This window comes from Nocardia sp. NPDC050710 (assembly GCF_040654375.1).
In the GTDB taxonomy this organism is placed as follows: Bacteria; Actinomycetota; Actinomycetes; order Mycobacteriales; family Mycobacteriaceae; genus Nocardia.
The window spans coordinates 344,492-361,687 of record NZ_JBFAHV010000002.1; the positions used below are offsets into that span (position 1 = coordinate 344,492).

Genomic DNA, 17,196 nt, shown 5'->3' on the forward strand with positions numbered 1-17,196 from the left:
CAGGTGGCCGCGGCTCCTCGGTGACCAAGCCGGTCAGTTGGGCAACAGTCGAAGAGGCGTAGGGTGACGGGTCCGGACGGCGCTGAAGTGTCGCAGATCCAGAGTCGCCACCTCACTGACCTCGAGCCGTTCGGCGACGGCAAGGACGGCGGCGTCGACAGCTCCCAGCGGGAAGTCGGCGTACTTTCGAACCAGTTCGGCCATCCGGAGCAGATCAACTCGAGTGAGGTCGACGAGTTCGATTTCCTGGTTGGCGATCGATTCCAGGAATGTGGCCTCGGTCTGAGGGCCCACACGAGTTTCCAAAAAATAGCAGACTTCGGCGAGGACCGGGCTCGGCACGAGTAGCGGTCCCGGATGGGTCTCGAGGAGATCCAGGCAGCGTCGGTGATCCGCGTCGTTCTTGTTGAGCACCGCAACGAGCGGGCCTGTGTCACAGACGATCACTCGGCCTGTTTACCACGTTCCTCGCGCAGCAGTTCCTCCGATCGCTCAGCGAGATCGGGTTCTGCGTCCATCACGCCGGCGAACGAGAGATGCCGACGTCGCTTGCCCACTGGTTCAGCCGCTGCGCCTACTTCGTGGGCGTCGGTGACGACCAGTTGCAATGCGACGGCACGCAACGCCCGCGCTTGGTCCGGTGTGAGCCGGTCGACCAAACGATGCAGGTCCTCGTAGTCGTGCGCTGCGGTCATGGTTCTGAGTTTAGTGGCTTGCCACTTTCAGCGCCTGACCTCGGCCTGACGGTGAAACATCGATCGGAACACGGACCCAACCAATCAGGCGTTGCTGCCGCCGGGGCGATCGACTACCGGTGCGGGCTCAGCCGAAGCTGCCCGTGCTCGGCTTGCCGATCACGTCGACGGTGATTATGCCGGTCGTCGACGCGTAGTCGTGGTTGCCGGTCGGCGGGTGCCATGCACATGCGCCGCGCACGCGCATTTGTCCGGCAGGGAGGCTGCCGTTACCCAGCGAGGTTTGGACCATCTTGCCGTCGGCGATGGCGAAGGATGTCGGGTTGTTGCCGCCGAAGATCTCACCGGTGTCGGCGTTGAACACCCAGCACACGCCCTCGGCGTTCGGGTTGTGAAACTTCGCCGACACGGTTCCCGGCACCGAGAAGACCTCCTCGATCACCGGGGCCGTGAGTCCGGCCGCGACGGCAGTGCCGGCCGGGGCGAGCGCCATCCCCACGGCCGGAAGCGCGGTCAGCGCGAGAAGAGAGAGTCGTTGAGTGATCATGATCGAGATAATGCCATCCCCTCGGTGTACCGATACCTATGGGGGCGTTCAATCAGTTTGGACCACAACATCATTCGAACTGATGCTGGAACCGGCATCCTGACCCGGGCACGCTGGCTGATCCGGCTACCGGAGCAGTGATCAGGCGTCGAGAGGCACATACCACTGCGCGTTGCGCAGCAGGATCCGCGTGCGGATATTGCCGTCCCACTCCACGTCGAGGCCGTGCTTCTCCAGGCGTGGCACCGCGTCATCGGCGATCACAGCCTCGAGATCGGCCAGGTAGGCGGCCTCTTTATCGGCTTCGGACAGTTGCGAATACGCCTCTTGGTCGAAGTCCGCCGGCGGGAACAGACCGTAGTTCAGGTACGCATAGCCGCTGTCGACGAGTGTCTCGGTGTCCTGCTGGTGGAAGAAGACGTAGCCGCGCCAGTGCCGGGAGCCGTCCATCTCGCCACCGATCTCGGCGGTACCACACGTGCCACAGCAGGTGAAGTTTTGCCGGGCAAGGATGCCGGCCTCGTTCAGCTCCGCGAAAGCGCGATCGAGGTTGGTGCCGGTCTGCTCCGATGTCCACTGTGCCTGCTGCTCGATGCGGACCTCGCGGGCCGCCTCGAACGCCGCGTAGAGCTGGTCGCCGGTGAGGTCCCAGCCCTCCTGCTCGGCATCGACGAATTCGTCGGCATCGGCATTGCCCGCCACCAGCCACGACCAGATTTTCTCGGTCAGCGCCTGCTCATCGGCGGGGTCCAAGCCGTATCCGGTGAGGACGAAACCGGCCGGCATCTCGTTGTAGGGCCACAACGTCACGGTGGCGGAGTGTAACACACAGACGGCCTGGCCGAGGGCGATGTGGTGCGGTGCGGAACCGGTTCGGACAGGCCGCATTCGGCGATCGGACGGTTGTTGGTCATGCGCTAGTTGTGGCAGGTGTCCTTGTCGTTGTAGAGCAACATCTGAGTGACCTTGGCGTCGGACGGACTTTCCTGACGGATACCGAGAAAGCCGTAGTGGGCGGGTTGGTCAGGGACCTCGGCTGAACTCCAGTTGTGGCCGAGTTTCAGGGTGGGATAGGCGGCGCGGACCTGGTCGAGGGTGGAGCCGACGGTGATGCCTTCCGGGGTGCGGGCGGGGAGTTTGCCGTGCATGATCGCGACGATCTCGCCCTGGTTGTAGAAGCCGCTCCAGCCCGCGTGGGTGGTGTATCGACCGCAGCCGGGTGGGTCGCCTCCCATATCCTCGAGCTTCGCGATCTCACCGGTGGCCTGGGCGTCGGCCACGCTCATCCCGAGCCGCAATTTCCCGTATCCCAGTGGGCCGAAGCCGGGCGGCGGCGGTGCGACGGTGGTCGAGGATGCCACGGGGCTGTGCGTGGGCGATCCGGTCACCGGATCGTCCGAGCAGCTCACGGCACCGCCGAGTGCGGTCGCCAGCACCACGAAGGTCATGACGGCACGATTGATTCGCATGGTCTTCCCCCGATGTTGTCCCCGATGAACAGGATTCCCCGCCGGACCGGCGAGACCCGAATGCCGCGCCCAGTCTGGTACGCCCCCACGCCCCGGGTCAAGCGACATGACCCGGTGGGGCGGGGCCGGGTGCCCGCCGGGTGCGGGTCTGCAACAATCGGGGCGTGACCGACGTCGAATCGTCCACCGGAAGGCAGCCCAGCGCGGGCGCGCAGTTTCTGCGCTGCCACCTGCCGATGGTGGTGGTGACCCTGGTCATTGTGCTGGCCGTCGTCTTCGTCGCCTCCGATCGGTGGCGTCGCGGTGCGCTGTTCTTCGGTGGCGCCACGCTGCTGGCGGCCGCGTTCCGGTTGTGTCTGCCGACCGCGCGGGTCGGGCTGCTCGCGGTGCGTAGCAAGCCCTTCGATGTGGCCGCGCTGAGCCTGTTCGGCTCCGCGATCGTCATGCTCGCCGCCACCATCAGCACCGTCGGCGTCGGCTGACCCCTTGATCTCTCGCCCGCACGAAAGATCAAGGGCGGCAACAAAATTCACCTGGGGTAGCGCTCGCTGAAGATATTGCGGGCACGGTCGCGCCGCCCGGGATGCGGTGGCGTCGCATCGGAATAGCCGATCGTCACCAGCACCGCGATGGCCAGATCGGGCCGATCGTCGATGCCGATGGCCTTCTTCACCAGGTCCGGATCCCAGCCGTTCATCGGCGCCGAGGCCAGACCGAGGCTGGTGGCGGCCAGCATGACGTAGGTGGCCGCGATCATCGCGTTCTTCACCGAATTCTCCCGCAGCAGTCCGCGTTCCCGCAGTTCGTGGAACTCGGCGCGGGATTCGAACATCGCGGTGAACTCCGGGTTCCAGGCGCCGCGGCGACCCGCCAGCTCGGCGATATCGGTGTTGGGCGCTTCCCAGGCCGCCGTCTCGGCGACGAAGATCAGCACCACCGGTGCCTCCGCGGGCTGCGGCTGGCCGTGCGCGGCGGCCGACAGTTCCCGCCTGCCGGACTCGCCGGTCACCACGACGATCGAACGGTCCTGCATGTTCCAGGCGGTGGGGGCCTGCACCGCCAGGTCCAGCAGTTCGTCGAGCAGTTCGGTCGGCACCGGATCCGGGCGGTAGTGGCGCACGGTGCGACGGGCTCGGATCGCGGCGGGGACGGAAAGTATCTGTGTGTTCATGCATCTCACTATTGGAGAGCCACTCTCTTTTTGGAAGTAGGCACCAATTAGTGCGTTACGATCGGATCGTGCCCACGTACTTGGAAGACTCCGGACTCCCCGCCGATGTGTACTCGGCCAAATGCCCCACCCGCCAGGTGCTCGATCATGTGGCGGGCAAGTGGACCGTGCTGATCGTGGACGCGCTCGCCGACGGCACCATGCGCTACACCGACCTGCGCCGACGCATCGACGGCATCTCGCAGAAGATGTTGACGCAGACGCTGCGTCAGCTCGAACACGACGGATTCGTCTCGCGCACCGTGCATCCCACCATCCCGCCGCGCGTCGAATACACCCTCACCGACCTCGGACACGGCCTGCGCACCCCGATCGCGGCGCTGCGCGACTGGATCGAGACGAATATCAATCGGGTCGAAGCGGCGCGGCGTGCCGCAGCCGGCTGAGTATTGTCGAAATGCCCACGCGGACTGTGAGTTCCGGTCGGAGTTGGATCCGGGACCGCGATCCGGGTGTTCGCGTGAGTCCCGGCCCGCGCCGGGACCACCGCTGGGATGGGCTGATCAACCGGCGTGTGCGGTGACCGCCCGGCTGCCATGGGAGCCGTACAGTTCCCGCGCCGCGGCGGGCGTGATGGTCTCCGGGGTGGCGGGCGACTCACCCTTGATGTGCTGCTCCAGAATCTGTCCGGCCATCGGCGCGATGAACGGCGCCGCGAGAATCAGCCCCGCCTTGTCGAACCGGGTGAAGCCCCACACCAGGATCTTGGCGGGCAGCTTGATCGCGAGATCCACGATGCCGGGCCGGTCGAAGCGTCCGAGCTTGCGCATCCACTTCGGCAGCAGGGCTACCGACGCCAGCGAAAGCATTCGGCTGCCAACGTAATACGACAGGCCCGCGCCATTGCTCCGTGGGGTCCACAGCAGATGGTGCATGCCCTCCTCGGCCCGTTCGGAGGTGCACAGCCGCGGCCGGACCTCGGCGAAGTACGCGCGCACGGCGTCGCGGGAGCGCGGCACATCCTCGGGCTTACAGGTCTGCAACTCGGCCGCGATCGCGCACTCGGCCCAGTAGCGGGTCTCCTCCTTCGGGCTGAGTGGCCCGGGGCCGAAGACTTCGTAGGCCTTCAGCACCGAATGCCAGCCGGTGATGTGGATCCACAGCTGGGTCTCCGGGCTGTTCGCGCTGTAGCGCCTGCCGCTGATCGGTTCGATGCCGGTCATCGGGGCGTGCACCCGCATCAGATGCTCGGCGGCCTGGATCGCGGTGCGGCCGTCGGCGATCGCGGCGAGCAGGAAGTAGGAGAAGGTGTGGTCGAGCCGGGCGCGCGGATCGGAGTAGATCCCGCGCGAATCCGCCACCGCGGCGGTCAGGAACGGGTCGAAGTGTTCGAGCACCACCGCGCGCTGGAAACCGATCACCGCGGACGGCGCGGTCCAGATCTTCCAGCTCGGGGAATCCGGGCCGAAGAAGCCGTAGTCGTCCCGGCGCAGCGTGGTCGGATCGAAGGTCATCACATGCTCCTGTGCAGGTGTACGGGGCCGGTCGGCGCACGATCGACAGTGGCACCCGTCGGCGGTGAATACAACGCAACCGTAGCAATTGGTGATGATCAATACAACGGCTGCGTAGGATTTGCGATGGACGGATTCGGTATCCGCGGCCGCGGCTGTCAGGATGGACCGATGGAGGTGAGACGGCCGTGACCACATCGCGCACCCCGCCGGACCGGCCGCGACGGCGTTATGCGCCGCGTCTGCCGCCGCAGGAGCGCCGGGAACAGCTGCTCGACGCCGCCTATACCGTGCTGGGTCGAGTGGAATTGCACGAGCTGAGCATGGAGGCGGTCGCGCAGGAAGCGGGTGTCGGCAAGCCGGTGCTCTACACCGTCTTCAAGACTCGCGCCGAATTGGTTGCGGCACTGCTGGATCGGGAGCAGCAGCGGGGGCTGGAACAGGTCGCTGAAACGCTACCGACCGATCTGATGGGCGCCGACCCGGTGGTTGCGGCATCGGCGACGATCGAGGCATTCGTCGGTGTGGCGCTGGAGAATCCGACCCGCTGGCGGCTCATCCTCGCCGCCCCGGATCGCGCCCCCGGCGAATACCGTGAGGCGCTGGGTAATTCGCGCGCCAGTATCTTCGATCAGGCCGAGGCGCTGGTGCGGATGGGTATCGCGGTACAGCCGCGGTGGGCCGGAATGGATTCCGCGCTGCTGACCAACTCACTGCTGACCATCGCCGAAATGCTGGGCAGGCTCGCGATCAACGAACCCGGGGAATACCCGCGCGAACGCATCGAAGGGTTCGTCAGCACCGTGGTGCAGCTGCTGGTCGGTCCGTCGGCCGGGTAGGGACGCGAGCGGCCGTCGAACGGTTGTCGCTCAGCGATGTTCGCGGGCCAGCCGCATGGTTTCGATCAGCAGTTTGGACACCGCCGCCGCCTCGGTCAGGAACCCGTCGTGCCCGTCCCTGGAGTGCACGACCTCCAGCCTCTCGCACCCCGGCAGCCCGTCGGCGAGCTCCTGCTGCGTGCGCAACGGGTACAGCCGGTCGGAGTCCACGCCGCCCACCACGCACGGCACCGTGGTGGCGGCCAGCGCCGCCGCGACACCGCCGCGACCGCGACCGATATCGTGCCGGTTCATCGCCTCGGTGAGTAGCACGTAGGTGGCCGGATCGAAACGGCCGCAAAGCTTTTCGGCCTGGTGGTCCAGGTAGCTCTGGACCGCGTAGCGGCCGCCTCGCCACGGATCCTCCTCGCCCTGCGCGTGGTTCTCGAAGCGGTGGTCCAGTTCGGCCTCGGTGCGGTAGGTCAGGTGCGCGATGCGCCGCGCGATGCCCATGCCCGCCATGGGGGCACGGTCGGTGTCGTGGTAATTGCCGCCCTGCCAGTCCGGATCGGACTGGATAGCGGCGATCTGGGTGGTCTGGGTGCCGATCTGGTCGGCGGTGGCGCGCGCACCGACCGCGAGCACCAGCGCCGCCGCGACCCGCTCCGGGGCGCCGACCATCCACTCCAGCACCCGCATACCGCCCATCGACCCGCCGACCACCGCGGCCAGCCGGTCGATGCCGAGCAACCGCATCAAAGCGATCTCCGCGGTCACCTGATCGCGGATGGAGATCTCCGGGAACCTCGGGCCCCACGGCTTGCCGTCCGGCGCCAGCGACGACGGCCCGGTGCTGCCCTTACAGCCGCCGAGCACATTGGTCGCGATCACACACCACTCGTCGGTATCCACCGGCGCACCGGGGCCGACCATGCCGTCCCACCAGCCGGGCAGCGGGTGGATGTCGTCGGGCTCCCCGACCACGTGCGAGTCACCGGTCAGCGCGTGCTCGACCAGCACCACATTGTCCAACGTGGGGGAGAGCTCGCCCCAGCGCTGCACCGCGAGGTGCGCGTCGGGGACGACCGCGCCATTCTCCAGCAGCACATCCCCGATCGCGATCATGCCCAGCCGCCCGTCCGGCGGTGGCAGTAATGCCACCCCGGTCGCTGGGCGGGCGGTGCTCCGCTCGGTGCTCACGGTCACGTCGTCGCCGCCGCGAAACCGGCCCGCAGATCGGCCAGAATGTCGTCGATTCCCTCGATGCCGACGGCCAGCCTGATCAGCCCCGGCGTGACCCCGGAGGCCGCCTGCTCCTCGGGTGTCAGCTGTGAGTGCGTCGTCGACGCCGGGTGGATCACGAGAGAACGCACATCCCCGATGTTAGCGACATGGCTGTGCAGGGCTAACGCGTCCACGAACTTCTTGCCCGCATCGACGCCGCCGCGCAGTTCGAACGCGACGATCGCGCCCGCGCCCTTCGGCGCCAGCTCCTTGGCGCGCTCGTACCATGGCGACGTGGGCAGTCCCGCGTAGAAGACCGCCTCGACATCCGGGTGGTTCGCGAGGAACTCGGCCACCGCCTCGGCGTTGGAGACATGCCGCTCCAGCCGCAGGCTCAGCGTCTCGATGCCCTGCGCGATCAGGAACGCGTTGAACGGCGAGACCGCGGCGCCCAGATCGCGCAGCAACTGCACCCGGGCCTTCAGGGCGTAGGCGGGCGCGCCGAGATCGGCGAAGACGGCGCCGTGGTAGCTCGGGTCCGGGGTGGTGAAGCCGGGGAAGCGGGATTCGCCGTTCGCGTCGCGCACCGTCCAGTCGAAGCTGCCGCCGTCCACGATCACGCCCGCGACCGCGGCGCCGTGCCCGCCCAGGTACTTGGTCGCCGAGTGCACGACGATATCGGCGCCGTGCGCCAGCGGCTGAATCAGATACGGGGTGGCGACGGTGTTGTCCACGATCAGCGGCAGCCCGGCCGCGTGCGCGACCTCGGCGATGCCGCGGATATCGAAGACGGCGCTGCTCGGATTGGCGATGGTCTCGCCGTAGAAGGCCTTGGTATTCGGCTGGATCGCGGCGCGCCACTGCTCCGGATCGCCCGGGTCCTCGACGAAGGAGACCTCGATGCCCAGCTTGGGCAACGAGTAGTGGAAGAGGTTGTAGGTGCCGCCGTAGAGGTGCGGGCTGGAGACGATGTGGTCGCCCGCCGCGGCCAGGTTGAGGATCGCGTAGGTTTCCGCGGCCTGCCCGGAGGCCAGCAGCAGCGCCGCCACACCGCCTTCCAGGGCGGCGATGCGCTGTTCCACCACGTCCTGGGTGGGGTTCATGATCCGGGTATAGATATTGCCCGGCTCGGCCAGCCCGAACAGCGCCGCGGCGTGATCGGTGTCGCGGAACGCGTACGAGGTGGTCTGGTAGATGGGCAGGGCCCTGGCGCCGGTGCTCTGATCCGGGGACTGGCCCGCGTGCACCTGCTTGGTCTCGAAAGACCAGGTGGCCGGATCGATCTCGGACGCGATGGGGTCACTCATGTCGTGCTCCAAAAGGGGGTTGTTCGCCGGACAGACTGTCTTATCTGGATGCGGGCGACGGACAACAAGACATTTCGGGATCCTCCTGAACAGCGCGCTTGCTCTCGGCCTTCGAGAGCCCGGTCATCACCCGGAGCACCCCACCGCAGCTGGAGGGTTGCCGACCAGCGAGCCGGGGCTTGGCGCTGGCACTCATGACCTGACGACATGGTAGCTGGAGCTAGGCCGACGCCCGAAATTTCGTTGGCAATGTCACGTGGACTCGGTGCGCAGCGGTGTGTCGCAGATGCGGCGGAGCTCGGTGAACGCGGTGAGTACCGCCGTGCGTGCGGCGCGCGCCGCGGTCCGGGGGTCGCTGTTGACGATCACTTCCTCCGAGTCCGCCATCGCGACATGACACAGCATCTGCCAGGTCGCTACCACCAGCCGGACCGGGAGGGCATCGGGTGTGTTGCCGGTGCGTTCGGCGAGGGCGGAGCTGATCGCGGCGGTCTTGGACTCGCCGTATTCGAGGGCGCGGGCGTTGACCGCCGGGCTGCTGCGGACGATCCGCTGCATCTGCTGGAACTGATGGAACGAGATGGTGTCGTGGCCGCTGGCGGCCAGGTCGATCATGTAAAGGAAGGCATTGCACAGCGCGTGCAGATCGTTTTCGACGCCGGACTGCTCCCGCAGCGCCTCGGCGACCGCCCTGCCGAAGTCCTCGGTCGGCCCGAGGACGATGTCTTCTTTGGTCTCGAAGTATCGGTTCACCGTGCGTGGCGAGACGTCGGCGGTATTGGCGATCTGCTCGACGGTCGTCGCCTCGAAGCCCTGTGTATCGCACAGGTCCAGCGCCACCTCGATGATCCGCGCGCGGGTCTGCTGCTTCTTGCGCTCGCGCAGGCCCGTGGGCTGGTCGGCGCGCCCGCCAGTGGCCGGGCAGGTCACGAGGGTGTCGGCTCCGGCTTCCGCGTCGATCGGCGTCGATGAGTCGAGCATCTTCACACTCTATCGCAACCTGCTGTTTTCATGTCCCTAACCGACAAATGTCTGAGTGCGACATTTTTCTCTTGACGCCAATTGTCTGAGAGTGACAGGATTGGCCCACTTGATCCGAAAGCCCAGTACTTCGAATGAGGAGACCGATATGACCGACACCGCTGTAGCGGTCGACGCACTGGAGAAACCGGGCGGCTCGTCCCGCTGGCTGGCCCTGGCCGTAATCGCGTCGGCCCAGCTCATGGTGGTTCTGGATGCCACCATCGTGACCATCGCGCTGCCCTTCGCACAACGTGATCTCGCTATCAGCGAGGGCAATACGCAATGGGTGCTCACCGCCTACACGCTGATCTTCGGCGGATTGCTGCTCCTCGGCGGCCGCATGGCGGACTACCTGGGCCGTCGCCGCATCTTCATGATCGGCCTGATCGGCTTCGCCGCGGCCTCCGCGCTGGCCGGTCTCGCGCAGAACGGGGCCCAGCTGTTCGCGGGCCGCGGCCTGCAGGGCGCCTTCGCCGCACTGCTCGCACCCGCCGCGCTGTCGCTGCTCTCGGTCACCTTCACCGAGGCGCGTGAACGGGCCACGGCCTTCTCCGTCTTCGCGGGCATCTCGGCCGGTGGCGCCGCGATCGGCCTGATCGCGGGCGGTGCGCTCACCGAATACGCCTCGTGGCGCTGGACACTGCTGGTGAACACCCCGATCGCGATCCTCGCGCTGGTCGGCGCACTGGCCTTCGTGATCAGGGATGTGCCCGCCCCACGCACCGGCGGCTACGACGTACCCGGCGCGGTCACCGTGACCCTCGGCTTGGTCTCCATCGTGTACGGCTTCAGCCGCGCCGCCGAGCACGGCTGGACCTCCGGCAGCACCCTCGGGCTGCTCGCCGCCGGTGTCGCGCTGCTCGCCGTATTCGTCGTCATCGAGCAGCGCTCGACGAATCCGTTGTTGCCGCTGCGCATTCCGGGTGAGATCAATCGGGGTGGCGCGCTGCTCGCGGCACTGCTGATCCCGATCGCGATGTTCGCCATGTTCTTGTTCCTCAGCTTCTACTTCCAGAACACGCTGGGCTACACGCCACTGAAGGCGGGCGTCGCCTTCCTGCCCTTCCCGGCGGGTATCGCGATCTCCGCTGGTGTCACCAGCGCGCTGCTGCCCAAGCTCGGCCCGCGCCCGCTGATGGTGGCGGGCGCCGCGCTCGGCGTACTCGGCCTGGTCTGGCTGGCTCAGCTCAGCTACGGCGACAGCTACGCCGTCAGCGTGCTGCCCGCCCAGGTGCTGATCGCGCTCGGCATGGGCCCGCTGTTCGTCGGCATGCAGGCCGTGGCATTGCACCAGGTCGAGGAGGAGGACTCCGGTGTGGCCAGTGCGCTGCTGAATGCGGCCCAGCAGGTCGGCGGCGCGGTCGGCACCGCCCTGTTGACCACCATTTCGGTGCAGGTCGCCAAGGATTACGTGCTGAACAACCCGACCGTCGACAACCTCGCGGCCAAGGCCGCCATCCATAGCTACGATGTGGCCTTCTACGTCGGCGCGGGCTTCTTCCTGGCCGCCATTCCGGTCATCGCGCTGATGATCCGGGACAAGCCGGCGAATCTGATCGAGGGATCCGAAGAGGGCGCCAGGGTTCCGCTGGCGGTCTGAGTCCGGGACACGGGGTCCGCGCGCCGCATCCGTTCGGGTGTGGCGCGCGGACCGGGATCCGGGTGCGGCGCCCTCGCGCGAGTGTCCGGGATCACTCGAGCCCTACTTGTGGGTAACAACTTCCGCGTCGGCGCGGGTACGCTGCGAGGTTTTCGCACAGGGGCCCCTCCCCCCGCGGTGAGATCTCGACCAGCAGTACGCTTGTCTTGTTTGCACCACACGTCCCGCCGACAACGCGGGACATATACGTTGTCTGTTGGAACAGCTGGGGTCCGCTCACAAGCGTGTTCGCCTGGCCGTGCAATAAGGGCACCATCCTAGGAGGACACGAAGATCCATGTCCAAGATCAAGGTTGAAGGCACCGTCGTAGAACTCGACGGCGACGAGATGACCCGGATCATCTGGCAGTTCATCAAGGACAAGCTGATCCACCCGTATCTCGACGTGAACCTCGAGTACTACGACCTCGGGATCGAGTGCCGGGACAAAACAGACGACCAGGTCACCATCGACGCGGCGAACGCAATCAAACAGCACGGCGTCGGTGTCAAATGCGCCACCATCACCCCGGATGAGGCCCGGGTCGAGGAATTCGGCCTGAAGAAGATGTGGCGCTCGCCCAACGGCACCATCCGCAACATTCTCGGCGGCACCATTTTCCGTGCGCCGATCATCATCTCGAATGTGCCGCGTCTGGTCCCCGGTTGGACCAAGCCGATCATCATCGGCCGCCACGCGTTCGGTGACCAGTACCGCGCCACCGACTTCAAGGTGTTCCAGGGCGGCACCGTCACCCTCACCTTCACCCCGGAGGACGGCAGCGAGCCGATCGTCCACGAGGTCGTGAAGATGCCCGAGGACGGCGGCGTCGTGATGGGCATGTACAACTTCCGCAAGTCCATCGAGGATTTCGCGCGCGCGTCGTTCAACTACGGCCTCGCCCAGAACTACCCGGTGTACATGTCGACGAAGAACACCATCCTGAAGGCCTACGACGGCATGTTCAAGGACACCTTCCAGGAAGTCTTCGACGCCGAGTTCAAGACCCAGTTCGACGCCGCGGGCCTCACCTACGAGCACCGGCTGATCGACGATATGGTCGCCTCCTCCATGAAGTGGGAGGGCGGCTACGTCTGGGCCTGCAAGAACTACGACGGCGACGTTCAGTCCGACACCGTGGCGCAGGGCTTCGGCTCGCTGGGCCTGATGACCTCCGTGCTGCTGACCCCGGACGGCCGTACCTGCGAGGCCGAGGCCGCGCACGGCACCGTCACCCGGCACTACCGCCAGCACCAGCAGGGCAAGCCGACCTCGACCAACCCGATCGCGTCGATCTTCGCCTGGACCCGCGGCCTCGAGCACCGCGGCAAGCTGGACAACACCCCCGAGGTGATCGGCTTCGCGCAGACACTCGAGGATGTCGTCATCAAGACCGTCGAGGGCGGCCAGATGACCAAGGACCTCGCGCTGCTCGTCGGCGGTGATCAGGGGTATCTGACTACCGAGGAGTTCCTCGGCGCGCTCGACGCGAACCTCGCCCGCGCCCTTCGCTGAGCGCGCGCTTCCCCGCCTCTCCGCGTTCTGCCGGTCGTGAGTGTCACCACAGTGGCGTCACGGACCGGCGGGAGAGTGCGGGGCCGGCTGCCCGGCGAGTAACCCATGTTCTCGCGGGATGAGCAGCCGGTTCGGCAATTCTTGCGGTACGAGGTTCCGCTGGCGGAAGCCGGCGCCGGATCCGACCACGGGCACCCGCCCACCGACACGGTGGAACGGGTGCCCGAACTGTTTCACCCGATCGAGGGTGTGCCCGCGGCCGCCGGTACTTCTCGCAATCCGGAAACGGCACGGGTGAAGCTGTCCGCGCCATTGCCCAGTTCGACCTGCCTGTCGAACAGTCGCTGTAGCGGGTCGAGCAGATCCGTCGCCACCCCCTGGTTCCGGCTCGCCTTCCGGATATTGATCAGTCCGGCCTGGTTGACCGCCAGATCGGAGAAGTTGACCGGGAACTCCCCGGAATCGATCTCCGCGGCCAGCGTGGGCAGCAGTTCGAGCACCGAGCGCAGCCAGGGACCGAGGAAGTCCGCGGTGAACTCGCCCGCGGCGAACCTCTCCGTGCCCACCATCGCCACCGCCTGGAAGAACCCGCCGAACAGGCCGTACATACCCGCCAGCACGGCCATATCGTGCAGGCCCGCGAGCCCGGCGTCCGCGCCGAGGTACTTCGCCGTGCCCAGTTCCGCGATGGTGTCGCCGTGTTCGGCCTGTGCCTCCGGTGCGCCGCTGTACATGAGCAGGGTGTCCGGGGTCGCGAGGGTCTGTGGCACCCCGAGGATGCCGCCGTCGAGGAAGTGGCCGCCGTGGTCGGCGACCCAGGTCGCGAGATCGCGGGCCTCGTCGGGGCGGCCGGTGGAGACATTGAGGACGGTGCGTCCGTCGAGTGGGCTGGTACGGTCGGCCAACAGCGCGGCGGCGGCGCCGGTGTCGTTGACCGCGACGACGATCAGTCGTCCGGCGTCGACCGCCGCCGCCAGCGTCCCGGCGCGGTGTGCACCGGCGGCGTCCAGTTGAATCGCCTTGCCGGGGGAGCGATTCCACACCGTGGTCGGATGACCGTTGCGCAGGAAGATCTCGGCGATGGCCGCGCCCATGCGCCCGAGTCCGAGCACGGTCACCGGTGTTCTGCTGTCGTTCATGATTCCTCCGTCGAAATCCGAGTCCGGGTGTTGCGGGCGCCCGGGGACCAGTCTTCGCGCCGCGGCGCGTCGGATGTGAGTGGCAGGACTGCCCATAACCGAACGATTACTGCCATAGAATGGTGGGCATGTCCGGACTCACCGTCGCCATGGCCGTGGCTCCCGGCGCGCTGCACCCGTGGGATCTCTACGAATTGGGTGTGGTCGCGTCGATTTTCGGCGCACCGCAGCTCGATCTGGCCGACCCCTGGTACGAGCTGCGCGTATGTTCGGTCGCGGCGCGATCAGAGGTGCAGCCCATCGGTTTCGGCGCCTTTCTACGCGCCGAGCACGGCCTGACCGAGCTGCTGGCCGCCGACACCGTGATCGTGCCCTCGGTCGCGCACGACTGCGTCACCGGCGAACGCGAACTACCGCCCGAGCTGCTGGAGGCATTGACCGAGGCGCATCGCCGCGGCGCGCGCATGGTCGCGCTGTGCGATGGCACCTTCGCGCTGGCCGCCGCGGGCATCCTGGACGGCCGCCGGGTCACCGCGCACTGGGGGCACGCCGCGGTGCTCGCCGAACGCTATCCCGGCATCGAGGTCGACGACTCGGTGCTCTACGTCGACGACGGCGATGTGCTCACCAGCGCGGGTATGACCGCGGCGCTCGACCTGTGCCTGCACCTGGTGCGCCGCGACCTCGGCCCGGCCGTCGCCAACGCGCTGGCCCGCCGCATGGTGATCCCGCCGCATCGCTCGGGTGGGCAGGCGCAGTACATCGATCGGGCGGTGCCCGCGCGCACCGCGGACGATCTCGGTCCGGTGCTGGAATGGGCGATCGCCAACCTGGATCAGCCGCTCACCGTCGATGCGCTGGCGGCCCGCGCCAATATGAGTCCGCGCACGCTGCACCGGCGGCTGCATCAGAGCACGGGCGCCACCCCCATGCAGTGGTTGCTCGGGCAGCGTCTGGCCCATGCTCAATCTCTGCTGGAATCCACGGATTTCGGCATCGAACGGATCAGCCGCATGTCCGGGCTCGGCACCGCGACCAATCTGCGCAGGCATTTCGCCAGTGTCGTCGGGGTGTCACCGGCCGAATACCGCCGCACCTTCCAGCGCGCCGAACCGCATCCGGTCTGAGCCGACCCTGCCCGAATTGCGGGGATTACCGTTCTGACCTGCGTAACTTCCACGCGTGATGGTGGCCGAACTCACGCCGCCCCGGGGAGAGAATTCGGCTATCGGCCGGTTACATGAATACGTGACCGGACCCGTTGCCACCAAGCCCACCATACCCGTCGAGGCCGAGCGGACGAACTGGCACATTCCGGCGATGCTCGCGCTCGCACTCGGCGGATTCGGCATCGGCACAACCGAATTCGTCACCATGGGGTTGCTACCGGATATCGCCGAGGCCATGGGTGTCTCCGAACCGACGGCGGGTCATGCCGTTTCCGCCTACGCGCTCGGCGTCGTGATCGGCGCGCCGGTGATCGCGGCCCTCTGCGCGCGGGTCCCCCGCAAGCGTCTGCTTGTTCTGCTGATGGTGGCATTCACCGTGGGCAACGCGGCAACCGTGCTCGCGCCGAGCTTCGCGACCCTGGTGCTCGCGCGGTTTGTCTCCGGCCTACCGCACGGCGCCTACTTCGGTGTCGCCTCGCTCGCCGCCGCCACCCTCGCCCCGGTCGGTCAGCGCGCCAAAGCGGTTGCTGCGGTTATGCTGGGACTGAGCGCCGCCAATGTTGTCGGCGTTCCCGGCGCCACCTGGCTAGGTCAGCATCTCGGCTGGCGGGACGCCTATGTGGTCGTCGCGCTGATCGGCCTGGCTACCGTCGCCGCCCTATTGCGGGTCCTCCCGGAACTCACCGGCATCAAAACCACCAATCCGATCACCGAGCTCGGTGCGTTGCGCCGCTCGCAGGTGCTGCTCACCCTGGCGGTCGGCGCCGTGGGCTTCGGCGGCATGTTCGCCGTCTACACCTACATCACCACCACGCTGACCGATGTCGCGGGCATGTCCCTGGGCCTGGTCCCGGTGGTGCTGATGCTCTTCGGCCTCGGCATGGTGGCCGGAAATATTCTCGGCGGCGTACTCGCCGACCGCGGCGTGGATCACGCCATCTTCGTCGCGATGATCGCCATGGTCGTCATCCTGGTCGGATTCATCGCCGCCGCGCACAATCCGTACACCGCCGCCGTCGGCGCCTTCCTGATCGGCGCCTCCGGGGCCGCGCTGGCCCCAGCTCTCCAGACCCGCCTGATGGATGTCGCCGCCGACGCCCAAACCCTCGCCGCCGCCCTCAATCACGCCGCCCTCAATATCGCCAATGCCGCGGGCGCCTGGCTCGGCGGCCTGGTCATCGCCGCGGGCCTCGGCTACACGGCCCCGGCCGCCGTCGGTGCGGGCCTGGCGGTGCTCGGTGTGCTGTTGTTCACCGTGACGGTGTGGACCGCCCGCCGCACCACCCACTGACCGGGCTGTACGCGCATTCGACGTGCTTGCGAGACAGGCGGTTACCGGCGCGGCTGCCCGACCTGACCGAAGCAACCCAGTTCGCGGATCGACGCCGCGCCGACCGGCGGCACCGGAACAGGTCCCCGCCTCGTCAGCGGTATTCGGCGAGCCGGGGACGGATGCCGATGAGGACGAGCAGCGCTATGGCTGTCGCACCGCCGTAGGGGAGCCAGCCGGTCCAGCCGCGCAGTGCGCCGCTGCCGTCGGCGACGGCCGAGTCGAAGGCCCGCTGGTTGATGTCGATCAGCGTCACCAGTGATCGGTCGTACTCAGCGCCGAGCCTGCCGCGCAGCGAGCGAGCCGTTCGTGTCGATCGGTTGGACGAACGGTGTGAGCTGCGCCGGCCGGTCGCCTGGTTCGGTGCGGCCGCGGCTGTCACCGCGGAACGAGACACCGGTGCGAGACCGCAGAGGTCGCAGTACCCGTCCTGAATACTGCCGCCGCAATCCGGTTGCGAGCAGTGTGTGATCGTGACCCGTTCCGTGTGCTGCCGCCACGCCGCCGATACCACTGGCAGACAACGACACCCCCTGTTCCAGCATCGGGCGAAATGTGACACCCGCCCCGTAGACCAATGCTGCCAGAGGCAGCCGCAAAGAGGTCGTAAGTTTTCCGGGCGCCGCGGGTCGGCT

At 67.3% G+C, this 17,196-nt stretch carries 19 protein-coding genes and 1 riboswitch; of the genes, 7 read left to right on the forward strand and 12 right to left on the reverse strand.

What is annotated here, in order from left to right; translation table 11 throughout:
* Positions 1-33: 33 nt before the first annotated feature.
* The 5 genes from AB0H61_RS07265 to AB0H61_RS07285 all read right to left on the reverse strand — a co-directional run bounded on the left by AB0H61_RS07265 (position 34) and on the right by AB0H61_RS07285 (position 2,711).
* Entirely contained in the window at positions 34-447 is a 414-nt protein-coding gene (locus tag AB0H61_RS07265; RefSeq protein ID WP_357300396.1) for a PIN domain-containing protein, read from the reverse strand.
* Positions 444-695 carry a hypothetical protein gene (locus AB0H61_RS07270; protein WP_357300397.1) on the reverse strand — a complete coding sequence of 84 codons (252 nt, stop codon included), beginning with the start codon at positions 693-695 and terminating at the stop codon, positions 444-446. The genes AB0H61_RS07265 and AB0H61_RS07270 overlap by 4 nt, the downstream gene beginning before the upstream one ends.
* A 127-nt stretch (positions 696-822) precedes the next feature.
* The gene (locus tag AB0H61_RS07275; RefSeq protein ID WP_357300399.1) at positions 823-1,242 is read right to left on the reverse strand and encodes a hypothetical protein; all 420 of its coding nucleotides are present in this window, start codon (positions 1,240-1,242) and stop codon (positions 823-825) included.
* 141 nt (positions 1,243-1,383) lie between these two features.
* Positions 1,384-2,052, reverse strand: coding sequence for a hypothetical protein (locus AB0H61_RS07280; protein WP_357300401.1), 669 nt, complete (start codon positions 2,050-2,052; stop codon positions 1,384-1,386).
* 107 nt (positions 2,053-2,159) lie between these two features.
* Complete coding sequence (locus AB0H61_RS07285) at positions 2,160-2,711, reverse strand: hypothetical protein (protein WP_357300402.1); 552 nt, start codon at positions 2,709-2,711, stop codon at positions 2,160-2,162.
* A 236-nt stretch (positions 2,712-2,947) separates the two neighbouring features.
* Between AB0H61_RS07285 and AB0H61_RS07290 the strand changes: the two genes are divergently transcribed.
* Positions 2,948-3,193, forward strand: coding sequence for a DUF3017 domain-containing protein (locus AB0H61_RS07290; protein ID WP_357300590.1), 246 nt, complete (start codon positions 2,948-2,950; stop codon positions 3,191-3,193).
* Between the two features lie 47 nt (positions 3,194-3,240).
* On the opposite strand, the gene AB0H61_RS07295 is transcribed toward AB0H61_RS07290, so the two are convergent.
* Entirely contained in the window at positions 3,241-3,882 is a 642-nt protein-coding gene (locus tag AB0H61_RS07295) for a nitroreductase family protein (RefSeq protein ID WP_357300403.1), read from the reverse strand.
* A gap of 68 nt (positions 3,883-3,950) precedes the next feature.
* Here AB0H61_RS07295 and AB0H61_RS07300 point away from each other — a divergent pair, with 68 nt between their 5' ends.
* Entirely contained in the window at positions 3,951-4,328 is a 378-nt protein-coding gene (locus tag AB0H61_RS07300; protein WP_357300404.1) for a helix-turn-helix domain-containing protein, read from the forward strand.
* 117 nt (positions 4,329-4,445) lie between these two features.
* Here AB0H61_RS07300 and AB0H61_RS07305 read toward each other — a convergent pair whose 3' ends face one another.
* The gene (locus tag AB0H61_RS07305; RefSeq protein ID WP_357300405.1) at positions 4,446-5,396 is read right to left on the reverse strand and encodes an oxygenase MpaB family protein; all 951 of its coding nucleotides are present in this window, start codon (positions 5,394-5,396) and stop codon (positions 4,446-4,448) included.
* Positions 5,397-5,584: 188 nt separating this feature from the next.
* Between AB0H61_RS07305 and AB0H61_RS07310 the strand changes: the two genes are divergently transcribed.
* Positions 5,585-6,235: a TetR/AcrR family transcriptional regulator gene (locus AB0H61_RS07310; protein WP_357300407.1), complete on the forward strand. Its 651-nt coding sequence runs from the start codon at positions 5,585-5,587 to the stop codon at positions 6,233-6,235.
* 30 nt (positions 6,236-6,265) lie between these two features.
* Here the strand turns inward: AB0H61_RS07310 and AB0H61_RS07315 are convergent, their stop codons facing one another.
* The 3 genes from AB0H61_RS07315 to AB0H61_RS07325 all read right to left on the reverse strand — a co-directional run bounded on the left by AB0H61_RS07315 (position 6,266) and on the right by AB0H61_RS07325 (position 9,726).
* On the reverse strand, positions 6,266-7,420 hold the full coding sequence (locus AB0H61_RS07315; RefSeq protein ID WP_357300408.1) for a homoserine O-acetyltransferase: 1,155 nt from the start codon (positions 7,418-7,420) through the stop codon (positions 6,266-6,268).
* Positions 7,417-8,745 (reverse strand): bifunctional o-acetylhomoserine/o-acetylserine sulfhydrylase, encoded by a 1,329-nt coding sequence (locus tag AB0H61_RS07320; RefSeq protein ID WP_357300410.1) that lies wholly within the window; start codon positions 8,743-8,745, stop codon positions 7,417-7,419. Before AB0H61_RS07320 ends, AB0H61_RS07315 begins: the two co-directional genes overlap by 4 nt.
* Positions 8,746-8,834: 89 nt before the next feature.
* Positions 8,835-8,945, reverse strand: a riboswitch (SAM riboswitch).
* Positions 8,946-8,997: 52 nt separating this feature from the next.
* On the reverse strand, positions 8,998-9,726 hold the full coding sequence (locus tag AB0H61_RS07325; protein ID WP_357300412.1) for a helix-turn-helix domain-containing protein: 729 nt from the start codon (positions 9,724-9,726) through the stop codon (positions 8,998-9,000).
* A 148-nt stretch (positions 9,727-9,874) separates the two neighbouring features.
* On the opposite strand from AB0H61_RS07325, the gene AB0H61_RS07330 reads away from it, so the two are divergent.
* Positions 9,875-11,368: an MFS transporter gene (locus tag AB0H61_RS07330; protein WP_357300414.1), complete on the forward strand. Its 1,494-nt coding sequence runs from the start codon at positions 9,875-9,877 to the stop codon at positions 11,366-11,368.
* Positions 11,369-11,705: 337 nt separating this feature from the next.
* Entirely contained in the window at positions 11,706-12,923 is a 1,218-nt protein-coding gene (locus tag AB0H61_RS07335) for an NADP-dependent isocitrate dehydrogenase (RefSeq protein ID WP_357300415.1), read from the forward strand.
* A 233-nt stretch (positions 12,924-13,156) separates the two neighbouring features.
* On the opposite strand, the gene AB0H61_RS07340 is transcribed toward AB0H61_RS07335, so the two are convergent.
* Positions 13,157-14,062: an NAD(P)-binding domain-containing protein gene (locus AB0H61_RS07340; protein WP_357300417.1), complete on the reverse strand. Its 906-nt coding sequence runs from the start codon at positions 14,060-14,062 to the stop codon at positions 13,157-13,159.
* A 128-nt stretch (positions 14,063-14,190) separates the two neighbouring features.
* Between AB0H61_RS07340 and AB0H61_RS07345 the strand changes: the two genes are divergently transcribed.
* Positions 14,191-15,189, forward strand: coding sequence for a helix-turn-helix domain-containing protein (locus AB0H61_RS07345; protein WP_357300419.1), 999 nt, complete (start codon positions 14,191-14,193; stop codon positions 15,187-15,189).
* Between the two features lie 121 nt (positions 15,190-15,310).
* On the forward strand, positions 15,311-16,522 hold the full coding sequence (locus tag AB0H61_RS07350; RefSeq protein WP_357300421.1) for an MFS transporter: 1,212 nt from the start codon (positions 15,311-15,313) through the stop codon (positions 16,520-16,522).
* Positions 16,523-16,655: 133 nt separating this feature from the next.
* On the opposite strand, the gene AB0H61_RS07355 is transcribed toward AB0H61_RS07350, so the two are convergent.
* A complete protein-coding gene (locus AB0H61_RS07355; protein WP_357300422.1) occupies positions 16,656-16,817 on the reverse strand; it encodes a hypothetical protein in 162 nt (53 codons plus the stop codon).
* Positions 16,818-17,196 lie beyond the last annotated feature (379 nt).

Coding starts and splice junctions, on each gene's coding strand:
- AB0H61_RS07335 (WP_357300415.1), top strand. CDS start 11,706: ATGTCCAAGATCAAGGTTGAAGGCACCGTCGTAGAACTCGACGGCGAC.
- AB0H61_RS07330 (WP_357300414.1), top strand. CDS start 9,875: ATGACCGACACCGCTGTAGCGGTCGACGCACTGGAGAAACCGGGCGGC.
- AB0H61_RS07325 (WP_357300412.1), bottom strand. CDS start 9,726: ATGCTCGACTCATCGACGCCGATCGACGCGGAAGCCGGAGCCGACACC.
- AB0H61_RS07345 (WP_357300419.1), top strand. CDS start 14,191: ATGTCCGGACTCACCGTCGCCATGGCCGTGGCTCCCGGCGCGCTGCAC.
- AB0H61_RS07275 (WP_357300399.1), bottom strand. CDS start 1,242: ATGATCACTCAACGACTCTCTCTTCTCGCGCTGACCGCGCTTCCGGCC.
- AB0H61_RS07305 (WP_357300405.1), bottom strand. CDS start 5,396: ATGACCTTCGATCCGACCACGCTGCGCCGGGACGACTACGGCTTCTTC.
- AB0H61_RS07270 (WP_357300397.1), bottom strand. CDS start 695: ATGACCGCAGCGCACGACTACGAGGACCTGCATCGTTTGGTCGACCGG.
- AB0H61_RS07285 (WP_357300402.1), bottom strand. CDS start 2,711: ATGCGAATCAATCGTGCCGTCATGACCTTCGTGGTGCTGGCGACCGCA.
- AB0H61_RS07320 (WP_357300410.1), bottom strand. CDS start 8,745: ATGAGTGACCCCATCGCGTCCGAGATCGATCCGGCCACCTGGTCTTTC.
- AB0H61_RS07290 (WP_357300590.1), top strand. CDS start 2,948: ATGGTGGTGGTGACCCTGGTCATTGTGCTGGCCGTCGTCTTCGTCGCC.
- AB0H61_RS07295 (WP_357300403.1), bottom strand. CDS start 3,882: ATGAACACACAGATACTTTCCGTCCCCGCCGCGATCCGAGCCCGTCGC.
- AB0H61_RS07340 (WP_357300417.1), bottom strand. CDS start 14,062: ATGAACGACAGCAGAACACCGGTGACCGTGCTCGGACTCGGGCGCATG.